This window comes from Maritimibacter dapengensis (assembly GCF_019218265.1).
In the GTDB taxonomy this organism is placed as follows: Bacteria; Pseudomonadota; Alphaproteobacteria; order Rhodobacterales; family Rhodobacteraceae; genus Maritimibacter; species Maritimibacter dapengensis.
In genome coordinates, this window is the sequence record NZ_JAHUZE010000004.1 from 471,026 (window position 1) to 493,164 (window position 22,139).

Below are 22,139 nucleotides of genomic sequence, written 5' to 3' on the forward strand. Positions count from 1 at the left end.
TCGCGCATCGTTTCTGTTCCACCTTTGCATCATTCAGCTCACCCCCCGCTCCCGACGCCAGCTCAAGAAAAACGCCCCCACATAGGCCACGATCACCAACAGCGTCGCGACCCAGCTCATCACGCCGAGGTTCCCGTCACAGACTGTCAGCGGGTCAAGCCCCGCCGCCTCGACCCGGCCCTTCACGATCACGGCGAGCCGCGCGCCGATCTGCAACACGGCAAGCGACACCACGATGGCCCCGAGGATCACCCAGACGTTCGGCTCCCGCATCCGGCCCAGAAACCGCCCGACGATCCACGCCGCGATACCCGCGCCGACCACCATCAGCCCGGCCACGAAAAAGAGATCGCTACAATCGCTCATGCCCGCTCCTTTCGCGCCCTGCGCCCCATGACGTAGCCGCCGATCCAGAACGGCGCGGTCAGACCCGATACGACCGCACCGACCAGCAGACCGGACAATCCCGGCTCGTTGAACCGGTCGCTGACGGGCACGCTGCCGTTCGTCGCCATGAACCAGAGCGCGACAGCCACCATGGGCAGACCCGCGATCGCCGATAGCGCACCCCATGGTGCGCCCAGACGCCCCGCGCCCAAGGCGAACACGCCAAGCGGCAGGCCGACGACCACGAAGATCAGGAAGAGGGTCACGATATCATCCCCCCTTGCTCTCAACGTAACGCCGCTTGGCCTCTTCGGTGAGGCCGAACTCCCGGACCATCTGCGCAATCGCCGCTTCGTCCGACTTGTCGGCATAACGAAACTCGCTGTCGGCGTATCGGTTGATCTCCTGGATCACCATTTCAATGGTGATCGGCTGGCGCAATTCCTCGATCATCCCCTTCTTCTCGTCATAGGATTTGAACAGGAACAGCTCCGGCTCTTCCATCCACTCGTCGGGAAGTTCGAAATCCATCGCGCGGACCTTCACCGCATCGGTGATGTTCTTGATCGCCCGGCCGGTAAAGCGCTCGTCCGCCTCCTGAATACCCTTCAGATAGGTGCCCAGCTTTGCGATGGTGTCGAGCTTGCCGATATCGCGCTCGACCCGCTCATAGACCCGGATCAGCCCGTCCTCGTGCGGGCGGGCGTGACCCTCGAAACTTGCGGCCACCGCTTTCTTGATCTCCTGCGCGGCATAAAGCTCGTGTTCGCCCAGCGGAATGTCGTGGTTCTTGCCCATGAGGAGTGCAAGGATGTCGATGTAATCGTCCCGCGTCTGTGGCCCGTCGACGAGGAACCGCGCCCCTGCGCGCTGGCGCAACGCGTCGTCCACCGCCTCCGGGTAGTTCGAGAACATGCCGAAGGTGCAATTGCCCCGCACCACGGTGTTGGCGCCGGCGAAGCTCTCCATCAGTACTGCGGTGATCTCGAGCTGACCCGCGCTCGACTGCCGATCCCCACGCTTGCCTGCAAGCTGGTCGATGTCGTCGATGGTACCGAAGCCGATCACGCCGGGGTCCAGCACGTTGTTGATGAAGGCCTTGGCATTCTGCGCCGACTTGCCCTGATAGCTGTCGATGCTTTCTGTCGACAGGTTCTGGTAACGAAACGGATATCCCGCCGCCTCGCAATAGCCGTGGATGAGCCCGGCCATCATCTGGATGAGCGTCGTCTTACCGGTGCCCGGCTTGCCGTCCCCCATGAAGGTGAAGATGAACCCGCCAAGCTCGGCAAACGGGTTGAGCTTGCGGTCGAAATCATAGGCCATGAGCATCTTGGACAGCTTCATCGCCTGATACTTGGCGATATGGTTGCCCACCACCTGGTGCGGTTTTTTGAACTGCATGGTGAGCGTCTGAGACTTGCCGCGCCGTGCAGGCACGAAGCCCGAAATGGTCAGGTCGTCCGCATCCACACGGTAATTCACCCCCGTGAACGGCTCCAGCCGCGGCGCGGTCTGGGCGCGCAGGGCGACCTTTTCCATGAGCTGTTCGGCATAAGCGAGCATGGTGGGAATGAGACGTTCTTCGTCACTGGCGAAGGTCGCAATTTCCTGATCAAGCTCCCACAGGGCGCCATGCAGCGCGGTCAATGCATTGTCGGTCAGGATCTCCTCGACCTCGCCGACTTCGACGGATACCTCGCCTGCCTGCCCGGACAAAAGAAACGACAGCGCATTCGCAAAAGAGCCGAGCACGATCAGCGCTTCAGCGGCCAGCAACTCGGAAAATTCGCCCGACTTGTCGCGGGGCAGGGCGCCCTCCAGATTTGCTTTCTTCAGCGCCACTGACCCGGTCGCCTGCGCATAGGTATCCCCCAGTGCCAGCGCGATGGCGAGAGCGCGGCGCAGCCCGTGCATCGCGCCCGCTTGCAAAGGCGACACGATCGGGTCGTCTCCGTCCACCGTCTCGATCCGATCCAGCAATCGCACCCCTTCGGGTCGCGCGGTCGAACGCGTCACCAGACCGGGCGTGGTCGAACGAAACCGCCGCGTGCGCGCCACGCCGGGCGAACGCTCGGCCGGGGTCGCGTCTTTCGCTTTGGCGAGGCGCGGGGTGTGATCGAACCCGTCCAAGAGCCCCGCGGCCGCATCGTAATGCGCTCGGATCTCTTCCTCGCGAAGCTCCATCTGATCGGCCGGCATCGACATCCCTGATCCCCTTCATCGTTTCCCAAATACTTCGGGAGGTCTGGAGGGCTGGCCCTCCAGAGGCCGCGCCAGCGGCCTTCCCCCGCGCGACCCGGTCCCGGACCGGGGCGCAATTCACCAATAACTCAGCACTTGACCCCCAGGGCTGACCACGAATTTTCGCACGTCGCGAAATCCCGGCGGGTTCTTCTCGGCCAACACCTGAAACGGGCGCTGCGGCAGGATCACGGCGCGGGTCAGCCGCGTGGCTCCGGTGTCCGCGCCCCGGCCCGAGAACGGATCGAGCGCGAAGACTTCGCGTTCGACGCGCCCGAACCAGCCTGACTTCTCGGTCTCGACCCGCTCGCTTTCCAGTTCCTCGACCGTCCAGGCCAGCGCCCAGTCCTCGCCCGCGGGCGCGCGCGCCTCGGCCAGCACGTCGCGCAGCGGGCCGGTCTGCCGGGTGAAGGCGTGGGAATACATCGGGCCGACATGGAACCGGCGCAGCCTTTTCGGGTGCAGGTCCGGAAAGTCCCGGTCGAACCCCGTCGCGATGGTGACGAGCTTCAGCCCGCCCACCGCCTGCGCGGAAAGATGCGCCTGAACTTCCGGCCAGCGGCTTTCGTCCTTGGGGAGCGCGGTGCGCCCCGTGTCTTCGACCTCCAAGAGGTAGATCGTCGGCAGGTTCAGACCGCTGTCATAAACCGCCCAATGCACAAGGTAGCGCCGGCGAACATCTCGGCCCTCGCCGGTGTTGCCGAGCCAGATCGCGTCGGCATCCATCTGCGGCCAGAAGAGTTCTCCCTTCGCCATCTCCTCGTAATAAAGCCGCTGGCTCATCGCATATTGCAGCTTGGTCGGGATGGTGAGGCCGCCGACGATCTCCTTTACCATCTGGTCCTTGAGCTTGCCCTGGCTCGGGAGCGTCTTGAGATGTTTGGTGGCCTGTGCCGCGTCCGACGCCATCTGCATCAACTCGGCATGGACCGGAAAACCGCTCTCCTCCCGGTCGAAGGTCAGCGTGCCAGGACCGATCCCCTCCATGCGGCCGGTCATGTGATATTTGTTGGCCAGCGCCCGGAATGTGTAACCCAGGGCGATGATGTAGCGTGCCAGAACCTCGACCTCGCGCTTGTTCAGAGCGCCTTCGGTCTCCATCACGCCAGCGACGCGGGCGAGATGCGCTGTGATCGCCTCGAATTTTTTGAAATACCTCCGCGTGACCCGCGTATCTTCAAGGTCCGTGTGGTCTTCGGTCAGGGCGTCGGTCTCAGGCATCGTCGGACTTCGGCTTATCCCACTTGCCAAGGCACATGAAGCGCACCATCGCCACGGTGATCGCGCCGATCACGAGGCCACGCAACATCCCCCCCATCCTGTCCTTGCCGAACGGAAGGCTATCACCCAGCACGACCATCGCGACCGAGGCCGCCAGCGGCACCAGAAGCGCCACGGACCAGCGAAAGAGTTTCGGGAGCTCGGCGATCATTTACGCCCCGTAGAGGTTCTTGTCGTGCTTTTCGACGATCTCGGCGAAACGACGGGCAAAGCGTTCGTCGGCCTTTGCCTTGGCTTCGATTACGTCGCGGGCGAAAACCATATGCTCTTCGTGAGCTTCCATCATATCGGCCATCTTCTGGTTCGTCGCGGTCCCGATCGAGGCCATGGCTGCCTGCGCTTCCTTGTCGGTCTGCACGCCGATCTCGTTGATCCGGTGGGCCACGTCCTGCTGCTGCGCGGTCTTGAGCGATTTCGACAGGGCGTCATAGAGCACCACGCGCTGCTTGGTGTCCGTCTGAAGCTTGTTGATGAGAACCATCTGCGTCGCGGCCTGGTTCTGAAGGCTGTCGACCCAGGTCTTGCCCTTCTCGATATAGCGCTCGAGCGTCTGGGAGCGGGCCAGTTTCACCTGCTCCTGCTGCACCATTTCGTTGTATTTCGCGTTCAGGTCGGCGAGCTCGCTTTCCAGCTTGGTGCGCGCGGCGGCGTCCTGTTCCACGGCGATCTTGTTTTCGAGTTCGATGATCTTCGGATCCATCGCCTGAATGTCGGCCTTGAGTGTCTCAAGCTCGCCCACCACCATCTCGCGCTCGTCCAGCGTTTCGGTGAGGTTGGTCTCGACCTTCGTTTTCTGCTCGTTCAGCATGTCGAGCTGACTTTGCAAAAGCTGGACGATCACATCCGACTTGCCGATCAGGTCCTGCAACTTGTCGTCGATCGAGGCGGTGCGCATCCGTTCCTGTCGAAGGCTTTCGGACCGATGTTTCGAAAATATGCCGACGAAGCTTTCCCAGCCCGTCTTCGATCGCATCTCGTCGAAATCCTTGGAGAACCCGGCCGTCACGTCGTCGAGCCCCATGATGAGTTCCGCAATATTCGCGTTCATCACCTGCGTATGGGCATGAACATCGTCAAGCGTTGCGTTCTCAATGTCGATCGCGATGTCTTCGCCCGTCTTCATCTTCTCACGGGCGGTCTCGATGCGGCTGGTCAATTCCGCGATCTTGGCCTGCGCCTCCTGCACCTGCGTCTGGCTTTCCTTAATCTGGGTGTCGAGATTGGCGGCCATGAGAACCTCAAAGTTAATAAGCGTAACATTATCCGATATTGGAAGCCTAGCGCGGTTGTTCAAGCCTGACCATCGCCAAATCGGGCGGTTCCGGCAGTTTTTCGGCGTTGCCGCGCACCTGTGGCTCGCTTAGCTTGACCGCATGGTCAAATCCGACACGTCTCTGCCCGATCTCGTTGCCGCGCGCGAAGCCGACCTTGTGGCGCTGTGCCAGGACCTCATTCGTATCCCCACGCTGAACCCGCCCGGCCTGCATTATCGCAATATCTGCGACATGCTGGGGGCGCGGCTGCGCGACGGGGGCTGGGACGTCGAGCTGATCCGGGCGGTCGACACGCCTGGCGACAGCGATACCTATCCGCGCTGGAACATGGTCGCGCGGTATGACAGCGGACGCCCCGGCGAAACGGTGCATTTCAACTCGCATCACGATGTGGTCGAGGTTGGCCACGGCTGGACCCGTGATCCGTTCGGGGGCGAGCTGGACAAGGGCCGCGTCTATGGCCGCGGCGCCTGCGACATGAAAGGCGGGTTGGCAGCCAGCGTGATCGCGGCGGAAGCCTTCGTCGCCGCGCATCCCGAATTTGCGGGCGCCATAGAGATTTCCGCCACGGCGGACGAAGAAACCGGCGGGTACGGCGGTGTCGCTTACCTTGCCGAATTGGGGCGGTTCGACCCCGAGCGTGTGCAGCACGTCATTATTCCCGAGCCGTTGAACAAGGACCGCATCTGCCTCGGACATCGCGGTGTTTGGTGGGCCGAGATCGAGACAAGGGGGCGCATCGCGCATGGCTCGATGCCGTTCCTTGGCGACAGCGCCGTGCGCCACATGGGAGCGGTGCTGGCCGAGATGGAGGCGACCCTGTTTCCGCTCCTGGCGTCGAAAGAGACCGCCATGCCCGTGGTGCCAGAGGGCGCGAAGAACTCAACGCTGAACATCAATTCGATCCACGGCGGCGAGCGCGAACAGGACCCCGGCTATACCGGCTTGCCGGCCCCGGTCGTGCCGGACCGCTGCCGCATCATCATCGACCGCCGCTTCCTGATCGAGGAGAACATCGAAGATGTGAAGGCGGAGGTCCGGGGGATGCTGGAGAAGATCAAGGCGACGCGGCCCAATTTCGAATACGAGGTCCGGGAGTTGTTCGAAGTCATACCGTCAATGACCGACGAGGACGCGCCCGTCGTCCGCTCCACCGCCGCCGCGATCGAACGCGTTCTGGGCCGGATGCCGGATTACGTGGTGAGCCCCGGAACCTATGACCAGAAGCATATCGACCGGATCGGGCGGTTGAAGAATTGCATCGCCTACGGGCCGGGAATTCTCGACCTCGCGCACCAGCCCGACGAATGGGTCGGTGTGCAGGACATGGTCGATAGCGCCGGGGTCATGGCGCTTGTGCTGGAAGATCTTCTGATTGCGCCGCGCTGACGCGCGTCGCGGGAATGAGGGGGCGCTGCCCCCTCAAACTCCCCGGGGATATTTCAAGACCGGAAAGACGGTTGTCACTACTAGCGGATCACCGCGTTCAGGATCGTGAAGATCACACCCGAGAGCAGCGCGGCGGCGGGGACGGTGATGATCCAGGCGGCGACGATGGTCATGAAATGCGACCGGCGAACGAGCTTGCGGCGGCGACGTTCCTCAGGCGGAAGTTCGAGGGCGGGCGTGGTTTTGCGAAATGTCCGGCGGCGTTTCTCGGTGTGGTATTCACGGTAGAACCCGACGCCGAAAACGCCGCCAACGGCGATGTGGGTCGACGAGACCGGAAGGCCGAGCCATGAGGCAACGATCACAGTGATCGCGGCGGCGAGAGCAACGCAGAAGGCGCGCATCGTATTGAGCTTGGTGATCTGGCTCCCCACCATGCGGATCAGCTTGGGGCCGAACAGCATAAGCCCGAACGAAATGCCGAACGCGCCGATCACCATCACCCAGGTCGGGATCGACACCTCGCCTGCGAAGGCACCAAGGCTTTCGGCATGGACGATCGCAGCGAGCGGCCCGACAGCGTTGGCGACGTCATTGGCACCGTGCGCGAATGACAGGAGTGCGGCCGAGATGACCAGGGGCAGGCCGAAGAGCACCTTGAGCGAGCGGTTGCGGTTCTCAAGTCCCACGGATTTTCGGCGGATGAACGGAACGGACAAGGCCCAGATGAGTACACCGACCACTAGCCCGATGATCAACGCGCTGCCGAGGTCGATGCTCACGATCTTTTTCAGCCCCTTGACCGACAGATAGGTGCCGAAGGCGCCGGCCATGATGCCGTTTAGGACAGGTACCCAACGGCGGGCTGCCGCGATCTTGTCATCGACATAGATGATGCGTGACTTGATGAAAGCGAGGAAAAGCGCCGCGATGGCACCGCCGAGCACGGGCGAGATCACCCAACTCGCCGCGATCTTGCTCATGGACGTCCAGTCCACCACGCTGAACCCGGCCGCTGCAATCCCCGCACCCATGACCCCGCCAACCACGGAATGGGTGGTCGACACCGGCGCACCGACCCACGTCGCAAGGTTCACCCAAAGCGCGGACGAGATCAGCGCCGCCATCATTGCCCAGATGAACACGCGCAGGTCGGACATGGCCGAGGGGTCGATGATGCCCTTGGAGATCGTCGAAACCACGTCGCCCCCTGCGAGAAGTGCGCCCGCGCTCTCGAATACCGCAGCGATCAGAATCGCGCCTCCCATGGTCAGCGCGTTCGCGCCGACCGCAGGGCCCATGTTGTTGGCGACATCGTTCGCGCCGATATTGAGCGCCATGTAGGCGCCGAACCCGGCAGCGACGATGACCACGAGCGTTCCGGGCTGAAACCCGAAAAACAGTGCCGCGATCAGCCCTGCGAGCACGATGAAGATCAGCGAAATGCCGAAGCCGACCATCGGGCGCGTGACGTATTGCGTGCCCCGTTCGAGGTAACTGAAACGTTCGAGATCCCGATCCAGCGTCTTCCACTGGTTGCCGCGAGCATCGCTCATCGCCGTTCCCCGCTGTTACTTTGCTGTTACATGGCCTTTACAATCGGCACGCGCCTATCGCACGGGGCCGTTCGATGCAACAGGGGGGTAAGTGTGTGAGGCGTTTTGCGCTCAGAAGTCGCGCAACAGCCCCTTCAGCCCCTCGTCTTCGACGAGATTGGCCGCGTCCGACGGCGACAGCCATCTGCGCTCGCGTTCGCCGGCTTCGGGATAAACGTCCGAGACATTCGCGACCTTGAGCGGATAGACATGCGTATCGCAGGGAATGGGCAAGCCCTCGTCACGGTCCTTCGTGTATTCGAACGTGCCGAGCGGCTTTTTCGAGATCTTGGCGGGTTTCACGCCGGCCTCTTCCCAGGCCTCGATTTCAGCAGCTTCCGAACCGCTCTTGCCGTCCATCGGCCAGCCCTTGGGCAGAATCCACCGGCCCGACCCACGCGATGTGACGAGCAGCACTTCCTTGCCCGCCTCCGTTTTCCGGTAACACAGGGCCGCGACCTGTAACTTGTTGGGTCGCCTGATCATGGGGCGCAGGACCTCATCCCACGCTTTGGCAAAAAAGGTCGTCATTCGAAACCGCCTGTATCGCTTATATGTTATTGAAACGTATAATTACGTGGATTGGTTCGATTTTTCAAGTTTTTGTGCACTTGACCAATCAACGCCTCGGTTTCGCCCGGCGGGTCGGCGAAGCGTCGACCGGGTCGTCAGGCCAAGGGTGCTTCGGGTAACGCCCGCGCATGTCCTTGCGGACGTCCTCATAGGATGTTGCCCAGAACGACGGAAGGTCCGTCGTGGTCTGTACAGGCCGCCGCGCCGGAGAAAGAAGCGTGACGCGAAGCGGTGTCCGGCCCACACGCGGATGCTCGGTGACGCCGAACATCTCCTGCAAACGGACCGCGATTTCGGGCGCTTCACCGCTGTAATCAATGGGAATTTTACTATCCAGCGGCGTCACGAAATGCGCCGGCGCCGCTTGGTCGAGCCGTTGCATCTGTCCCCAGTCGAGCATGGCGCGCAAGGCAGGCAGTAGGTCGAAGCCTTTCCAATCCGCCGCCGTCCTGACCCCGCCGAGATGCGGCAGCAGCCAATCCTCCAGTCGGTCCATCATGGCGTCTTCCGACATATCGGGAAGGTCCGCGTCACTCTCCCGCACCAATGCGACCCGGGCGAGGAACCGACGGGCAGCTTCCGACGGGGTGAGTCCCAACTGCCGCACACCATCGAGCATCGCGCGTGCCATCGCGTCGGGGTCGGCGTCCTTCCAGGTCCGGTCAGCCAGGACCACCGCGCCGAAACGCTCCTGTTCGCGAGCGATGACGCGGTTCTCGCGCTTCGACCATTCGCAGACTTGATGCCAGCCGATCTGCGCCCCATGAACGGCCCGCAACTCGGCCTCGGTGATCTCGATCGCCTGCCGGATGCGGGCCTCGCGCGGATTGCCATCGGTATCGGTCACCACGATCAGCCGTGCGCCTGCCATCGGGTCGTCCTCGGACAGCACCGCGCCCTTGCCGCCGGACAATACGTAGCGCGGCTGATCGCCTTTTCGCCGTAGGCCGACCCGGTCGGGATAGGCGAGCGCGGCCATTTCGGCGGGGTTCATCGGCGGAGCGTCCGGAGCGAGACGGGTAAGCCGCTTCGCCTCGGCCTTCACGCGCTCGACCACGCCCCGGTTCGCGATCGCCTCGCCGGGTCGGGCCAGCGCTTCGAGCCTCAGCGCCAGATCGACGGATGCGCTTCGGGGCAGGGGATCACGCTCCGCCATAAGCGCGGCGAGAGGTGCGGCGTCCCGGCCCGCGTGCATGAGCATATGACCGAGACGCGGATGCAGTGGCAGTCGTGACAACGCCTTTCCATGGGCCGTGATGCCGGTCGCGTCCAGCGCGCCCAGGTCTTCCAGCAGCGCGCGCGCTTCGTTCAGAACGCCGGGGTTGGGCGGGGTCAGAAAGGCAAGCTCCTTGCCGTCGCCCGCACCCCAAAGCGCCAATTCCAGCACGAGGGGGGCGAGGTCCGCGACCTCGATCTCGGCCGGCGGAAAGGCGGGCAGGGCACCTTCTTCGCCCTTGGTCCACATCCGGTAACAGGTGCCCTCGGCCACCCGTCCGGCGCGCCCCCGGCGTTGGTCGGCTTCCGCCCGGCTCACAGGTTCGGTGACGAGCCGCGACATGCCTGAACCGGGGTCGAACCGTGCCCGGCGGGCACGGCCCGTGTCGACCACGACGCGCACGTCCTCGATGGTGAGCGAAGTCTCGGCGATAGAGGTCGCCAACACGATCTTGCGCCCCGTTTCAGCGGGCCGGATGGCCGCGCGCTGGGCTTTCATGTCCATCGCGCCGAACAGCGGGTGGATGTGGCAATCGGCAGGCAAGCGAAGATCGGCGGCGACACGGCGGATCTCGCCCTCGCCGGGAAGGAAAACGAGCACGCCGCCTTTGGTTTCGGCCACCGCGCGTTCGATCAGCGCGGACGCCGCTGCCTCAAACCGCGTGCCGCTGCGAACCGGGGTGTCGAGCCATTTCGTCTCGACCGGAAAGGCCCGGCCTTCGGACCTGACGATGGGCGCATCGCCCAGAAGCGCCGCGACCGGCCCGGTGTCGAGCGTCGCCGACATCACGATAAGCGCAAGATCGTCCCGTAGTGCGCCGCGCACTTCCCAGGCGAGCGCGAGTCCGAGATCCGCGTTCAGGCTGCGTTCGTGGAATTCGTCGAAGACAAGAGCGCCGATGCCGGTCAATTCAGGGTCCGATTGCAGCATTCGTGTAAGAATGCCCTCCGTCACCACCTCGATCCGCGTCGCGTTGCCCACCTTTGCATCGCCCCGGATGCGGTAGCCCACGGTCTCGCCCACCGGCTCATTCAAAGTGGCGGCCATGCGTTCGGCGGCAGCGCGCGCGGCGAGACGCCGGGGTTCCAGCATGACGATCCGTCCCGCGATGTCGGACAGAAGCGCCAGCGGCACACGCGTCGTCTTGCCCGCGCCGGGCGGAGCAGCCAGAACCGCGCGCCCCGCTTTCGCAATCGCAGCGCGCAGGTCCGGCAGAACGCCGTCTATGGGAAGCGCATCGGACATGGTCCCGTTATGGGGCCAGCCCGGACGCGCCACAAGTCATTGCGGGGAAAGCGTGACAAGCCCGTAATCGGTGTCGGCCTGCGCTTCGCGGAACACGTAGCGGTCGCCCTGACGCTGATAGCTGATCGTGAAGTTGTAACCCTTGCGGAAGGAGAGCTGCTTTTGTGTATACCCCCGCGCCCGCATGAAACTGCCGGAACAATTGAGCGTGTCGCCGTTGCGCCCTGCCTCGTCGATACGAAGCCTGTTGGTGCGCTTGCCGTCATAAACGTTTACTGAGAGCTTGCAGCCCTGTTCAAGCGTCCGGTCCGCAAGTGCTGCGATCATGGCGCTGTTCGGATCGTAACGCCCATCTTCGTCCGTGAACTGGACCTCGTTGTTCGACTTGCGCTTACCGGTATTCATGTTCTCGATGAAATAGGCCGGGTCCAGTTGGCTGCCGGAGTGGCGTCCCCGCGACTGCATCGTGAATTTCACGTTGCGTACGAGCCCGGCCACGCCAGTCGTCTGGAATTGCGACGAGGCGTCGTAGACGCCGTTTCCGCCGTAGGATTCGCGAATGACAAGCGTACCGACAGAAAGGCCGCGCAACGCTACGCGAAGCTGAGTTGTATCCTGCGCGGCGGACGGCAGCGCTCCAAAAAGGAAAAACGGCAGGGCAAGCGCGAGTGCTGCTCTGGAAATCATGACGGGTCTATCTCCTAGCGTCCCCGGACGACCGGGGCGAATGGGCCAGCTTTCAATTCCGGGCTAGCATAACACCGATGAAACACGGGCTGACAAGTGCGTGACGGGGGATCGGCTGGACATTGCCAGACCCGCGCGGCATGACGGGCGAGAAGCAATTGAGGGCGTGATGTCGGGACAGGACGTGGAGCAATTGGCCAAACGCGTGGCGGCGGGCGAGCGGCGCGCTCTGTCTCGCGCGATCACCTTGGTCGAAAGCGGACGCGCAGATCACCGCGCCGATGCGGTGGCGCTTCTCGACGCGCTGAAGCCGGCCGGCAAACAGGCGCTCCGCATCGGGCTGTCGGGAACGCCGGGCGTCGGCAAGTCCACCTTCATCGAAGCCTTCGGCATGTTCCTGATCGAGCGCGGGTTGCGCGTCGCGGTGCTGGCCGTCGACCCGTCCTCGGCCCGCTCTGGCGGGTCGATCCTCGGCGACAAGACCCGGATGGAGGAACTGTCGCGCCACCCCGACGCCTTCATCCGCCCATCGCCGGCCCAGACCCAGCTCGGCGGCGTCGCGCGACGCACCCGCGAGGCCGTGTCGCTCTGTGAAGCGGCGGGGTTCGACGTGGTGCTCATCGAAACTGTCGGTGTCGGCCAGTCCGAGACGATGGTCGCCGAGATGTCGGACCTGTTCCTGCTGCTTCTCGCGCCTGCGGGCGGCGACGAATTGCAGGGCGTGAAACGCGGGATCATGGAAATGGCGGACATGATCCTCGTGAACAAGGCGGACGGCGATCTGAAAGCCACGGCCACGCGCACCTGTTCCGACTACGCCGGTGCACTCCGCCTCCTGCGCAAACGCCCTCAGGACCCCGAGGGGTATCCTTGTGCGATGACAGTCTCTGCGGTCACCCGTGACGGGCTCGCAAAAGCATGGGACGCGATGGAGCGGCTGGCCGAGTGGCGGCGCACGTCCGGCTATTGGGACCGCGCCCGCGCCGAACAGGCCCGGCATTGGTTCATGGAAGACCTGCGCGCTGGTCTGCTTGCCCGACTCGACCGCGATCCCGATATTCGGGAACGGATCGAGAAGCTCGGAACCGAGGTGGCACAGGGCGAAAAATCGCCCACGGTGGCGGCAGACGAGGTGCTCTCGGCCCTTGGAAAATAGGGTTCTCCGCGATGTCACGAAACATTCGCACCCGCCGACCGTGACAAACTGATAATCATCGGCTAAGAAATCTGCACCCATGACGGAGGTTCAGATGCGAATAATTCAGGTCCCCTACTTCGGCTGACACGCCCGGACCTGTCGGGCTGTCCAACGCCCGTACGCATCTTCTCTATTTCCAGCACATCGCTGTCCCGCCTCGAAAGGCACCGTCATGTTCCGTTTCTTTGAAACCCGCGTCGATCCGTTCGTATCTCACGATGACGCCACCCCGCCGGAGAAAATCTGGCCCTATGTGAAATCCCACCTGGGCAACTTCTGGCCCTGGCTGGGCTGGATGGCCGTGCTCGGTCTCATCGTCGCGGTGATAGAGACCGCGATCATCGCTTACATGGGGCGGGTCGTCGATCTGATCGAAGCAGGCGATCCGGGCACGTTCTGGGCGTCGCACGGGCTGGAACTCACGCTCGCGGGCCTTGCAGTGCTCTTCGTGCGCCCGGCGGTCATTTTCGCGAACTCGCTCATGCTCGAACAGATCCTCGCCGGTGCGATGCAGGATCAGGTGCGCTGGCGGGCGCACAAGCACCTGCTCGGGCAGTCTATGGGCTTCTTCCAGAACGACTTCGCCGGGCGGCTGACGAACCGGGTGATGCAACTCGGTCCGGCGGTCGAGGACAGCACCTTCATGTTCTTCGAGGCGATCTGGTACGCCACGACCTATGTCATCGCCGCCGTGATTATCGTCGGCGAAATGGACCTGCTCCTCGCCCTGCCGCTGATCGGCTGGGTGATCGGCTTCATCGCCTATACCCGCAACATCTCGATCCGCGTCGGGGCGGCCAGCGAGAAATGGTCGGATGCCCGCTCGCTCGTCACCGGGCGGATCGTCGATGCCTATGCCAATATCGAGACGGTCAAGCTCTTCGGCCACGGCGCGTCGGAGGAGCGCTATGTGCTGTCGGCGATGAAACGTCACCGGCTTCGGTTTCAGCGGTTCCTGCGGCTCATGTCGGAAATGGGCATTGGTCAGAACCTCCTGAACGGTGCTCTGATGGTCGGTATGCTCGGCCCCGCGCTCGCGCTCTGGACAGCGGGCCGGGTAACCGTGGGCGACGTGGCGGCGGCCTCGGCGCTCACGCTACGGCTGACGGGCATGTCCGGTTGGCTGATGTGGGTCACCATCCGGTTTTTCGAACATGCAGGCGTCATCCGTGAGGGGCTGCGCTCGGTCTCCGTGTCCCACACCGTGATCGATGGTCCTGACGCGCAAGCACTCAAGGTGAAGAAGGGCGCGATCCGGTTCGAGGATCTCAGCCACCATTACGGCAAGGGCAAGGGCGGTCTGGACCACGTGACGCTCGACATACCGGCAGGGCAGAAGGTTGGCCTCGTCGGACGCTCCGGGGCGGGCAAGTCCTCGTTGGTCAACCTGCTCTTGCGGTTCCGCGACGCCGAAGAAGGGCGCATCCTGATCGACGGGCAGGAGGTCGGCGCGGTCACGCAAGACAGCCTGCGCGCCTCGATCGGCATGGTCACGCAGGACAGCTCGCTTCTGCACCGTTCCGTGCGGGCGAACATCCTTTACGGTCGGCCGGAGGCAACGGAGCAAGAGATGTTCGCAGCCGCTCGCAAGGCCGAGGCCCACGACTTCATCCTCGATCTCGAAGACCCGCGCGGCGGGCGCGGCTACGATGCGCAAGTGGGCGAACGGGGCGTGAAGCTGTCGGGCGGTCAGCGGCAACGGATCGCCATTGCGCGGGTCATGCTGAAGGACGCGCCGATCCTTGTGCTGGACGAGGCGACCTCGGCGCTCGACAGCGAGGTGGAAGCCGCCATTCAGGAAACGCTCTACGGCATGATGGAGGGCAAGACCGTCATCGCCATCGCGCACCGGCTGTCTACCATCGCTGCGATGGACCGGATCGTCGTCATGGACGAGGGCCGGGTGATCGAGGACGGCACGCATGAAGAACTGCTGGCACAAGGCGGCACCTATGCCGGCCTATGGGCGCGGCAGTCGGGCGGGTTCCTCGCCGAAGCATGAACCAGGGACGCGCGGTAATCGTACATCGCGCGTCTTCCCAATGCGCCACGTCACGACAGGGTGACTTGGCGCACCCGATCACGGAGCCTAGATTGTCAGGATGCGCTTGAGCGATCTCATCGACCCATTCCGCCCCGCCGAGGGACCGCCACCCGGAACGCTCTTCGCGTTCGCGCGCTGGATTCTGAAAGGCGCATGGCCGGTTCTCGCCGTGGCCGCGTTGGCGTCCGCCATGGCCGGGGCGTCTGAGACCGGGACCGCATGGGTGCTGGGCCGGGTGATCGACGGCGTCGTCGAGACCGGCCGCGAGGACTTCTTCTCGGCCACCAACCTTGGACTATTCGCGCTGGGCCTGGGTTTTTTCGTGCTCTTGCGCCCAATTGTATTCGCTTTTTCCAACTTCATGACCTCGGTGGTCGTGACCCCCGCAATCTCGCCGTTGGTCATCATGCGCCTGCACCGCTGGATGCTCAGCCAGTCCGTCGATTTCTTCGACAACGACTTCGCCGGGCGGCTGGCGCAGAAACAGGCCCAGACCGCCAACGCGATGACGAACCTCGTCGTCGAGTCGATCAACGTGATCTTCTTCGCGCTGGCCTCTGTGGTCGGCGCGCTGGTGCTCGTGTTCTCCATTGACCCCTGGCTCGCCCCGATCATGCTGATCTGGTTCACCGCCTACGTCCTCGTCATCCGGTATTTCATCCCGCGTGTGCGCATCCGGGCCAAGGCCCGCGCCGCGACCCGTGCCGTCGTGACCGGCAAGGTCGTGGATACGATCACCAACATCCGCACGGTCAAGCTCTTCGCCAATGCGGGGCACGAAGACGACGGAGCGCTCACGGCGGTGAAGAACTTCCGCGCCTCGGTCATCCACTTCGGGCGCCTTGCCGCGACCTTCCGCCTGACGCTCATGACCTTGGCCGGGATGCTGCCCGTGTTCCTCGTCGGCGGCACGCTTTTCGCGTGGCAGGGCGGTAGCGCGTCCGAAGGCGACATCGTGGCGGCAGGCACGATCTCGGTCCGGCTGGCGCAGATGACCGGCTGGGTCAGCTTCGCGCTCATGGGGCTCTATCGCGACATCGGCGAGATCGAGGACGGGATGCGCACGCTCACCCCCGACCGCCGGTTGCGCGATGCGCCGGGCGCGACCGAACTTGCGCTTTCCGGCGGTGAAATACGTTTCGACAATGTCGGGTTCGCCTATGGCCGGATGAAGGGCGGGGTGCAGGGCATCGACCTGACCGTGCGCCCGGGCGAAAAGCTGGCCATCGTCGGCCCGTCCGGGGCGGGCAAGTCCACGCTCGTCTCGCTGCTTCTGAGGCTCTATGACCCCGAAGACGGGCAGATTACGATCGACGGTCAGGACATCGCCCATGTGACGCAGGACAGCCTGCGCCGGACCATCGGAATGGTCACGCAGGACACCGCCATGTTCAATCGCTCCGCCCGCGACAACATCCGCTATGGCCGCCCCGAGGCGGACGAAGAAGACGTGATCCGCGCGTCCGACCGGGCCGAAGCGTACGAATTCATTCAGGACCTCATGGATGCCGACGGGCGCGAAGGCTTCGATGCCCATCTGGGCGAGCGTGGCGTGAAGCTCTCCGGCGGGCAGCGCCAACGCATCGCCATCGCCCGCGCGATCATCAAGGACGCCCCGATCCTCGTGCTCGACGAGGCGACGTCATCCCTCGACAGCGCGGTCGAAGCGGCCATTCAGGAAACCCTCTACGACATCATGGAGGACAAGACGGTCATCGCCATCGCGCACCGCCTGTCCACCATCGCCCATATGGATCGGATCATCGTGCTGGACGACGGTCACATCGTGGAGGAAGGAAGCCACGACGCGCTGCTTGCAGCAGGCGGGCTATATGCCGACCTCTGGTCGCACCAATCGGGCGGCTTCCTGGGAGAAGCGGCAGCCGAGTAGTGCCGCAAGAGGTCCCGGCTCAAGGCCGGGACGCGGATCCCCGGTATCAGGCCCCGCCTTGAGCCGGGACCTCACCGTCGACTTACGACTTGCAAAGACCGGCCTTCGCCTCGTCGTACTCCGCTTCAAGCCGGGCGATCAACGCGCCCGCCTTGGGCACGTCCCGGATCACGCCGATCCCCTGACCGGACCCCCAGATGTCTCGCCACGCTTTCGATTTCTCGCCTGCCGCGACCTTGGAGACGTCGCCCTTTTCGCCGGTCAGGTTGTCGGGGTCCAACCCCGCCGCTTCGATCGACGGGCGCAGGTAGTTGCCATGAACCCCGGTGAAGAAGTCGGAATACATGATGTCCTGCGCGCTGCTCTCCACGATCATCTGCTTGTAACCTTCGACAGCGTTGCCTTCTTCCGTCGCGATGAACGCCGTGCCCATGTAGCCGCCATCGGCCCCCATCGCTTTCGCGGCAAGGATCGAGCGACCATGCGCCATGGCACCGGACAGAAACAGCGGCCCGTCGAACCATTCGCGGATTTCCTGCACCAATGCGAAGGGCGACAGGAGGCCTGCATGGCCACCTGCACCGGCGGCGACCGCGATCAACCCATCCGCGCCTTTCTCGATCGCCTTTTTCGCAAAGGCGTTGTGGATCACGTCATGGAGCACGACCGCGCCCACGCTATGCGCCGCCTCGTTGATTTCGGGCCGTGCGCCGAGCGAGGTGATCCAGATCGGAACTTCGTGCTTCATCAGGATCTCGACGTCGCGCTGAAGCCGTTCGTTCGTGCGGTGGGCGATCAGGTTGACGCCGAAGGGCGCGGCCGGTTTGTCCGGGTTCGCCGCATCCCACTCGGCAAGCTCCGCCTTGATGCGCACCAGCCATTCTTCAAGCTGGATCGGTTCGCCCTCTTTCTCGCGTGCGTTGAGCGCGGGGAAGGTGCCGACGATCCCCGCCTTGCATTGGGCAATGACCAGTTCCGGGCCGGACACGATGAACATGGGCGCACCGATAAGCGGCAGGCGCATCTTGTCGAAAGTTGCGGGCAGGGCCATGGATTAGGCTCCTTTGAAATTCGGTTTCCGTTTCTCGAAGAAGGCTTGCACCCCTTCGCGGCTGTCGGCGGACTGGATCAGTGCGGACTGCTCCTGCGCCTCCAACGTCACCGCTGTCTCGTAACTCGCCCCGTCCATCGCGCGAAGCAACCGTTTCGCTGCGGCACTTGCAAGCGGCGGACCTGCTGCGATGCGGGCTGCGAGTGCGGTGGTTTCATCGGCAAGTGCGTCATGGGCATGGGTCGCGTTGGCCAGCCCAAGCGCGACCGCCTCCTCGGCCGGGATCTTGCGGCCTTCCAGAATGGCCTGCATCGCACGTTTGTAGCCAAGCCCGCGATGCAAAAGCCACGTATTGCCGCCGTCGGGGATCAACCCGATCGCGGCGAAAGCCATGTAGATCGTGGCGCTATCGGCCATGGTCATCAGGTCGCAATTCATGGCGAGCGCCGCGCCGATCCCGGCGGCCGAACCATGCACCTGAGCAATCCAGATTTTCGGTGAGGTCGAGATCGCGGCCAGTATCGGCCGGTATTCCTGCTCGATCAGAAGCGTGATCGGGTTGTCGATCTTCTCCTGCAAATCGGTGCCGGCGCAAAAGCCCCGTCCATTGCCCGACAGGATCACCACGCGGATGTCGTCATTCGCGTGAATGTCCATGATCGCCCGTTTGAACCCGTCTCGCAGCGCCTTGTCCATCGCGTTGAAGGCCTCGGGGCGGTTCAGCGTGACACGCGCAATTGCGCCGTCCGTTTCGTAAAGGATCGGGTAAGCCATCATGCCTCCTCAAGTCAAAACGCCGTCGTCCCGCATCCGGGAAATGGCTTCGTCGTCATAACCCAGTTCGGTGAGCACGGCTTTGGTGTCGGTTCCGGGCGCATGTGGAGCGCTTGGCTCTGCGGTGCTGCTGCGCGAAAACCGCGGCGCAGGGGCGGCCTGCGTAACGCCTGCGACCTCGGTGAAGGTCCCGCGCGCGGCGAGATGCGGATGATCCGGCGCTTCGCTCCAAGTCATGATGGGTGACGCGCAAGCATCGGAGCCGTCGAATACGGCTGTCCACTCGTCGCGTGTTTTCTGCTTGAATACGGAGGCGTATGCATCGCGCCGCTCGTCCCAGGACGCCGTGTCCATCTGCGTCGCCATGTGATCCTCGGGCAGTCCCGCCAGCCGAACAAGCTCGGCATGGAATTGCGGCTCAAGTGGGCCGACCGCAATGAATTTGCCGTCGGCGCATACGTAGGTCCGGTAGAACGGCGCGCCACCGTCCAGAAGGTTCGCCTGTCGCGTCTCGCTCCAATGCCCCCGCGCGATCCAGCTGTGAACCAGCGCCATCATCGCCGAGGCTCCGTCCACCATCGCCGCATCCACGACCTGACCCTTGCCGGAGGTCTGGCGCTCGAACAGCGCCGCCATGATCCCGAACAGAAGGAACATGGTCCCGCCACCGTAATCCGCCGCGATATTGAGCGGCGGCGCAGGCGGGCGGTCGGCCTCGCCAATCGCGTGCAGAAACCCGGTGAGGCCGAGATAATTGATGTCGTGCCCCGCCGTCATGGCGAGAGGCCCGTCCTGTCCCCAACCGGTCATTCGCGCGAACACGAGGCCGGGGTTCAGCGCCGCACAATCCTCCGGCCCCAACCCCATGCGTTCCATCACGCCGGGGCGAAAGCCCTCGATCAACACATCGGACCCGGCGATCAGCTTCATCGCCGCCCCGACGCCTTCGGGCGCTTTCAGGTTGAGCGCGATGCTGCGTTTGCCCCGGTTGTTGATGTCGGTCGGGTCGGCCTTGCCAGACTTGCGGGTCACGAGCACGACCTCGGCACCGAGATCGGCCAGGAACTGACCGGCGAGAGGTGCAGGGCCGAGGCCCTGCATCTCCACGACTTTGAGCCCCGTGAGTGGACCGCTCATGCCGCTTTCGCCGTGTCGTCGCGCAGCCGGTCGAACATGCTGTCCGGCACTGCGAAACGCTCACCATATTTTTCGGCCAGTCCTTTCGCACGCGCAATGAACTGGTCGATACCTTCACCCTTGATGAATTGAATCGCGCCGCCGGTGTGGGCCGGAAAGCCGATGGCCATGATGCCCCCGAGGTTCGCTTCGACCTCGGTGTTGAGCACACCTTCGTCCAGGCAGCGCAACGTCTCGAGTGCCTGACGATAAAGGATGCGGTCGATGGCATCCTCCATCGGGATGTCCATGTTGCCCTTGGCGTATTGTCCAAGTCCATCCCACAGCGTGCGGTTGCCCTCGCCGTCGTAATCGTAAAATCCGCCGCCATATTGACGCCCGCCGCGCCCCATCTCGATCATCGGATCGGTAACATCGACGGTGGCGGTGTTGTGGTGGCCGAAATTCGAGTCGACGCCCAGCCGCTCATCCAACGCCTTGTGCGTCTTGCGCACCTTCTGGCTCAGGATCAGCGACACTTCGTCAAAGACCTGAAGCGGACCGACCGGCATACCGGCGAGCCATGCGGCCCGTTCGATGGCAGACGGCGCGAGGCCGTCGACCAAGAGCTGACAACCTTCGTCCATGAAGGTCCCGAAAACACGGGAGGTGAAGAAGCCGCGCGAGTCGTTCACGACGATGGGCATGTAACCGATCTGCTGCACGTAATCATAGGCTTTGCGCAACGTATCCTGCGAGGTTTTCTCGCCCATGATGATCTCGACCACCTTCATCTTGTCGACGGGCGAGAAGAAGTGGAGGCCAATGAAGCGGCTCGGGTCGGGGCAGCTTTCCGCGAGGATCGAGATCGGCAAGGTCGAGGTGTTCGACCCGTAGATGCCATCCTCCGACAGCATCGGCCATGTGTCGGCAATGACCTTGTCTTTGAGGTCGATATCCTCGAACACGGCCTCGATAATGATGTCCACGCTACCCGGTTCGGCATTCTCCGTCGTGGGCGTGATCGCATCCAGAAGCGCGGTCTTCTTGCCGTCGTCCATCCGGCCCTTGGCAATCGCCTTGTCGCAAAGCTTCTCAGAGTAGCCCTTGCCCTTCTCGGCATTGGCTTGATCCGTGTCCTTGAGCCGTGTTGCCAGCCCGCGTTTGGCATGAGCGTAGGCAATGCCAGACCCCATCATGCCTGCGCCCAGAACGGCGGCGGAACCGGCTTTCCACGGGTCCCCCTCAGGGCGGACCTTGCCGGACTTGATCGCGTTCATGCCGAAAAAGAACGTGCTGATCGCCGCCTTCGACTCCTTCGTTGCCATCAGCCCGATGAACCGCCGCGTTTCCATCCGAAGCGCCGCATCGAACCCCATCCGCATCGAATTCACGGCCACGTCGAGGATCTTTTCCGGCGCAGGCAGAAGCCCCCGTGTTTTCTGGTAGAGCATCGCGGACGAGGCAAGGATCGCCTGTTTCACCTTGGGATGCAGGGCATCGCCACCGGGGTAGCGGAAACCCTTCTCGTCCCACGGCTGGGTGGCGTTCTCGGGGTTCGCCTTGATCCAGTCCTTGGCTGCCGGCACCAGCGCGTCCCGGTCCTCCACGATCTCATCCACCATACCGACCGCGAGCGCGTCCTGCGGGCGCACCTGCTTGCCTTCGAGCAAATAGGGCAGGGCGGTGAGAAGCCCAAGCTTGGCGGTCAGCCGCACGACACCACCGGCGCCGGGCAGCAGGCCCAGCGTGACTTCCGGAAGCCCGACCACGGCGCGGGGGTCGTCCACCACGATCCGGTGGTTGCAGGCGAGGCACAACTCGTAACCGCCCCCTAATGCCGCGCCGTTGATCGCGGCCACGACCGGGACTGGCAGCCTCTCAAGCCGCCGATAGGTCGCCTTGTTCGCCTCGATGAAGTCGAAAGTGCTTTCGTCCACGCTTTCAGTCGCGAGAATGTCGTGCAGGTCGCCACCCGCGAAAAAGGTGGACTTTGCGCTTGCGAACACCACGCCGGTCAACCCTTCTTCGGCTTCCAGCTTGTCGCAGACCGCACGCATCCCCGGCTCGAAACGGGCGTTCATGGTATTCGCGCTCTGGCCTTGCATGTCCATCGTGATGGTGACGATGCCGTCCGCGTCTTTCTCGTAATTGAAATCTTCCATGATCCCCTC

General features: G+C 63.6%; 18 protein-coding genes. 4 read left to right on the forward strand and 14 right to left on the reverse strand.

The window, feature by feature from the left end:
• Positions 1-33: 33 nt before the first annotated feature.
• The 6 genes from KJP28_RS17565 to KJP28_RS17590 all read right to left on the reverse strand — a co-directional run bounded on the left by KJP28_RS17565 (position 34) and on the right by KJP28_RS17590 (position 5,143).
• On the reverse strand, positions 34-366 hold the full coding sequence (locus KJP28_RS17565; protein ID WP_218393924.1) for a hypothetical protein: 333 nt from the start codon (positions 364-366) through the stop codon (positions 34-36).
• Positions 363-653, reverse strand: a complete 291-nt coding sequence (locus tag KJP28_RS17570) for a hypothetical protein (protein WP_218393925.1) — start codon at positions 651-653, stop codon at positions 363-365. The genes KJP28_RS17565 and KJP28_RS17570 overlap by 4 nt, the downstream gene beginning before the upstream one ends.
• 4 nt (positions 654-657) lie before the next feature.
• Positions 658-2,595 carry an AAA family ATPase gene (locus tag KJP28_RS17575; protein WP_218393926.1) on the reverse strand — a complete coding sequence of 646 codons (1,938 nt, stop codon included), beginning with the start codon at positions 2,593-2,595 and terminating at the stop codon, positions 658-660.
• 114 nt (positions 2,596-2,709) lie between these two features.
• Entirely contained in the window at positions 2,710-3,852 is a 1,143-nt protein-coding gene (locus KJP28_RS17580) for a hypothetical protein (RefSeq protein WP_218393927.1), read from the reverse strand.
• Positions 3,845-4,063 (reverse strand): hypothetical protein, encoded by a 219-nt coding sequence (locus KJP28_RS17585; protein WP_218393928.1) that lies wholly within the window; start codon positions 4,061-4,063, stop codon positions 3,845-3,847. The genes KJP28_RS17580 and KJP28_RS17585 overlap by 8 nt, the downstream gene beginning before the upstream one ends.
• Positions 4,064-5,143: a hypothetical protein gene (locus KJP28_RS17590; RefSeq protein WP_218393929.1), complete on the reverse strand. Its 1,080-nt coding sequence runs from the start codon at positions 5,141-5,143 to the stop codon at positions 4,064-4,066. It lies immediately after the preceding gene.
• A 142-nt stretch (positions 5,144-5,285) separates the two neighbouring features.
• Here KJP28_RS17590 and KJP28_RS17595 point away from each other — a divergent pair, with 142 nt between their 5' ends.
• Positions 5,286-6,575, forward strand: coding sequence for an acetylornithine deacetylase/succinyl-diaminopimelate desuccinylase family protein (locus tag KJP28_RS17595; protein ID WP_218393930.1), 1,290 nt, complete (start codon positions 5,286-5,288; stop codon positions 6,573-6,575).
• An 80-nt stretch (positions 6,576-6,655) separates the two neighbouring features.
• Here KJP28_RS17595 and KJP28_RS17600 read toward each other — a convergent pair whose 3' ends face one another.
• The 4 genes from KJP28_RS17600 to KJP28_RS17615 all read right to left on the reverse strand — a co-directional run bounded on the left by KJP28_RS17600 (position 6,656) and on the right by KJP28_RS17615 (position 11,891).
• Positions 6,656-8,131, reverse strand: coding sequence for an inorganic phosphate transporter (locus KJP28_RS17600; protein ID WP_218393931.1), 1,476 nt, complete (start codon positions 8,129-8,131; stop codon positions 6,656-6,658).
• Between the two features lie 111 nt (positions 8,132-8,242).
• Positions 8,243-8,701 carry an NUDIX hydrolase gene (locus KJP28_RS17605; protein WP_218393932.1) on the reverse strand — a complete coding sequence of 153 codons (459 nt, stop codon included), beginning with the start codon at positions 8,699-8,701 and terminating at the stop codon, positions 8,243-8,245.
• Positions 8,702-8,789: 88 nt separating this feature from the next.
• Positions 8,790-11,204 carry an ATP-dependent helicase HrpB gene (gene hrpB / locus KJP28_RS17610; protein WP_218393933.1) on the reverse strand — a complete coding sequence of 805 codons (2,415 nt, stop codon included), beginning with the start codon at positions 11,202-11,204 and terminating at the stop codon, positions 8,790-8,792.
• 36 nt (positions 11,205-11,240) lie between these two features.
• Positions 11,241-11,891, reverse strand: a complete 651-nt coding sequence (locus KJP28_RS17615) for a DUF3108 domain-containing protein (RefSeq protein WP_218393934.1) — start codon at positions 11,889-11,891, stop codon at positions 11,241-11,243.
• A 169-nt stretch (positions 11,892-12,060) separates the two neighbouring features.
• Between KJP28_RS17615 and meaB the strand changes: the two genes are divergently transcribed.
• The 3 genes from meaB (at position 12,061) to KJP28_RS17630 (ending at position 17,024) form a co-directional block, all read left to right on the forward strand.
• The gene (gene meaB, locus KJP28_RS17620) at positions 12,061-13,047 is read left to right on the forward strand and encodes a methylmalonyl Co-A mutase-associated GTPase MeaB (protein WP_218393935.1); all 987 of its coding nucleotides are present in this window, start codon (positions 12,061-12,063) and stop codon (positions 13,045-13,047) included.
• A gap of 214 nt (positions 13,048-13,261) precedes the next feature.
• Positions 13,262-15,091, forward strand: a complete 1,830-nt coding sequence (locus KJP28_RS17625) for an ABC transporter ATP-binding protein (RefSeq protein WP_218393936.1) — start codon at positions 13,262-13,264, stop codon at positions 15,089-15,091.
• A 100-nt stretch (positions 15,092-15,191) separates the two neighbouring features.
• Complete coding sequence (locus KJP28_RS17630) at positions 15,192-17,024, forward strand: ABC transporter ATP-binding protein (RefSeq protein WP_218393937.1); 1,833 nt, start codon at positions 15,192-15,194, stop codon at positions 17,022-17,024.
• An 82-nt stretch (positions 17,025-17,106) separates the two neighbouring features.
• Here KJP28_RS17630 and KJP28_RS17635 read toward each other — a convergent pair whose 3' ends face one another.
• The 4 genes from KJP28_RS17635 to KJP28_RS17650 are packed head-to-tail and all read right to left on the reverse strand — an operon-like array spanning position 17,107 to position 22,130.
• Positions 17,107-18,075: an NAD(P)H-dependent flavin oxidoreductase gene (locus KJP28_RS17635; protein WP_218393938.1), complete on the reverse strand. Its 969-nt coding sequence runs from the start codon at positions 18,073-18,075 to the stop codon at positions 17,107-17,109.
• 3 nt (positions 18,076-18,078) lie between these two features.
• Entirely contained in the window at positions 18,079-18,849 is a 771-nt protein-coding gene (locus KJP28_RS17640; protein WP_218393939.1) for an enoyl-CoA hydratase/isomerase family protein, read from the reverse strand.
• Between the two features lie 9 nt (positions 18,850-18,858).
• Positions 18,859-19,986 (reverse strand): CaiB/BaiF CoA transferase family protein, encoded by a 1,128-nt coding sequence (locus tag KJP28_RS17645; protein WP_218393940.1) that lies wholly within the window; start codon positions 19,984-19,986, stop codon positions 18,859-18,861.
• Positions 19,983-22,130: a 3-hydroxyacyl-CoA dehydrogenase NAD-binding domain-containing protein gene (locus tag KJP28_RS17650; protein WP_218393941.1), complete on the reverse strand. Its 2,148-nt coding sequence runs from the start codon at positions 22,128-22,130 to the stop codon at positions 19,983-19,985. The genes KJP28_RS17645 and KJP28_RS17650 overlap by 4 nt, the downstream gene beginning before the upstream one ends.
• Between the last annotated feature and the right edge of the window lie 9 nt (positions 22,131-22,139).

Bases quoted from the DNA above. Each gene is read 5' to 3' on its own strand.
- KJP28_RS17565 (WP_218393924.1), bottom strand. From the start codon at position 366: ATGAGCGATTGTAGCGATCTCTTTTTCGTGGCCGGGCTGATGGTGGTC.
- KJP28_RS17575 (WP_218393926.1), bottom strand. From the start codon at position 2,595: ATGTCGATGCCGGCCGATCAGATGGAGCTTCGCGAGGAAGAGATCCGA.
- KJP28_RS17580 (WP_218393927.1), bottom strand. From the start codon at position 3,852: ATGCCTGAGACCGACGCCCTGACCGAAGACCACACGGACCTTGAAGAT.
- KJP28_RS17585 (WP_218393928.1), bottom strand. From the start codon at position 4,063: ATGATCGCCGAGCTCCCGAAACTCTTTCGCTGGTCCGTGGCGCTTCTG.
- KJP28_RS17590 (WP_218393929.1), bottom strand. From the start codon at position 5,143: ATGGCCGCCAATCTCGACACCCAGATTAAGGAAAGCCAGACGCAGGTG.
- KJP28_RS17595 (WP_218393930.1), top strand. From the start codon at position 5,286: ATGGTCAAATCCGACACGTCTCTGCCCGATCTCGTTGCCGCGCGCGAA.
- KJP28_RS17600 (WP_218393931.1), bottom strand. From the start codon at position 8,131: ATGAGCGATGCTCGCGGCAACCAGTGGAAGACGCTGGATCGGGATCTC.
- KJP28_RS17605 (WP_218393932.1), bottom strand. From the start codon at position 8,701: ATGACGACCTTTTTTGCCAAAGCGTGGGATGAGGTCCTGCGCCCCATG.
- hrpB (WP_218393933.1), bottom strand. From the start codon at position 11,204: ATGTCCGATGCGCTTCCCATAGACGGCGTTCTGCCGGACCTGCGCGCT.
- KJP28_RS17615 (WP_218393934.1), bottom strand. From the start codon at position 11,891: ATGATTTCCAGAGCAGCACTCGCGCTTGCCCTGCCGTTTTTCCTTTTT.
- meaB (WP_218393935.1), top strand. From the start codon at position 12,061: ATGTCGGGACAGGACGTGGAGCAATTGGCCAAACGCGTGGCGGCGGGC.
- KJP28_RS17625 (WP_218393936.1), top strand. From the start codon at position 13,262: ATGTTCCGTTTCTTTGAAACCCGCGTCGATCCGTTCGTATCTCACGAT.
- KJP28_RS17630 (WP_218393937.1), top strand. From the start codon at position 15,192: ATGCGCTTGAGCGATCTCATCGACCCATTCCGCCCCGCCGAGGGACCG.
- KJP28_RS17635 (WP_218393938.1), bottom strand. From the start codon at position 18,075: ATGGCCCTGCCCGCAACTTTCGACAAGATGCGCCTGCCGCTTATCGGT.
- KJP28_RS17640 (WP_218393939.1), bottom strand. From the start codon at position 18,849: ATGGCTTACCCGATCCTTTACGAAACGGACGGCGCAATTGCGCGTGTC.
- KJP28_RS17645 (WP_218393940.1), bottom strand. From the start codon at position 19,986: ATGAGCGGTCCACTCACGGGGCTCAAAGTCGTGGAGATGCAGGGCCTC.
- KJP28_RS17650 (WP_218393941.1), bottom strand. From the start codon at position 22,130: ATGGAAGATTTCAATTACGAGAAAGACGCGGACGGCATCGTCACCATC.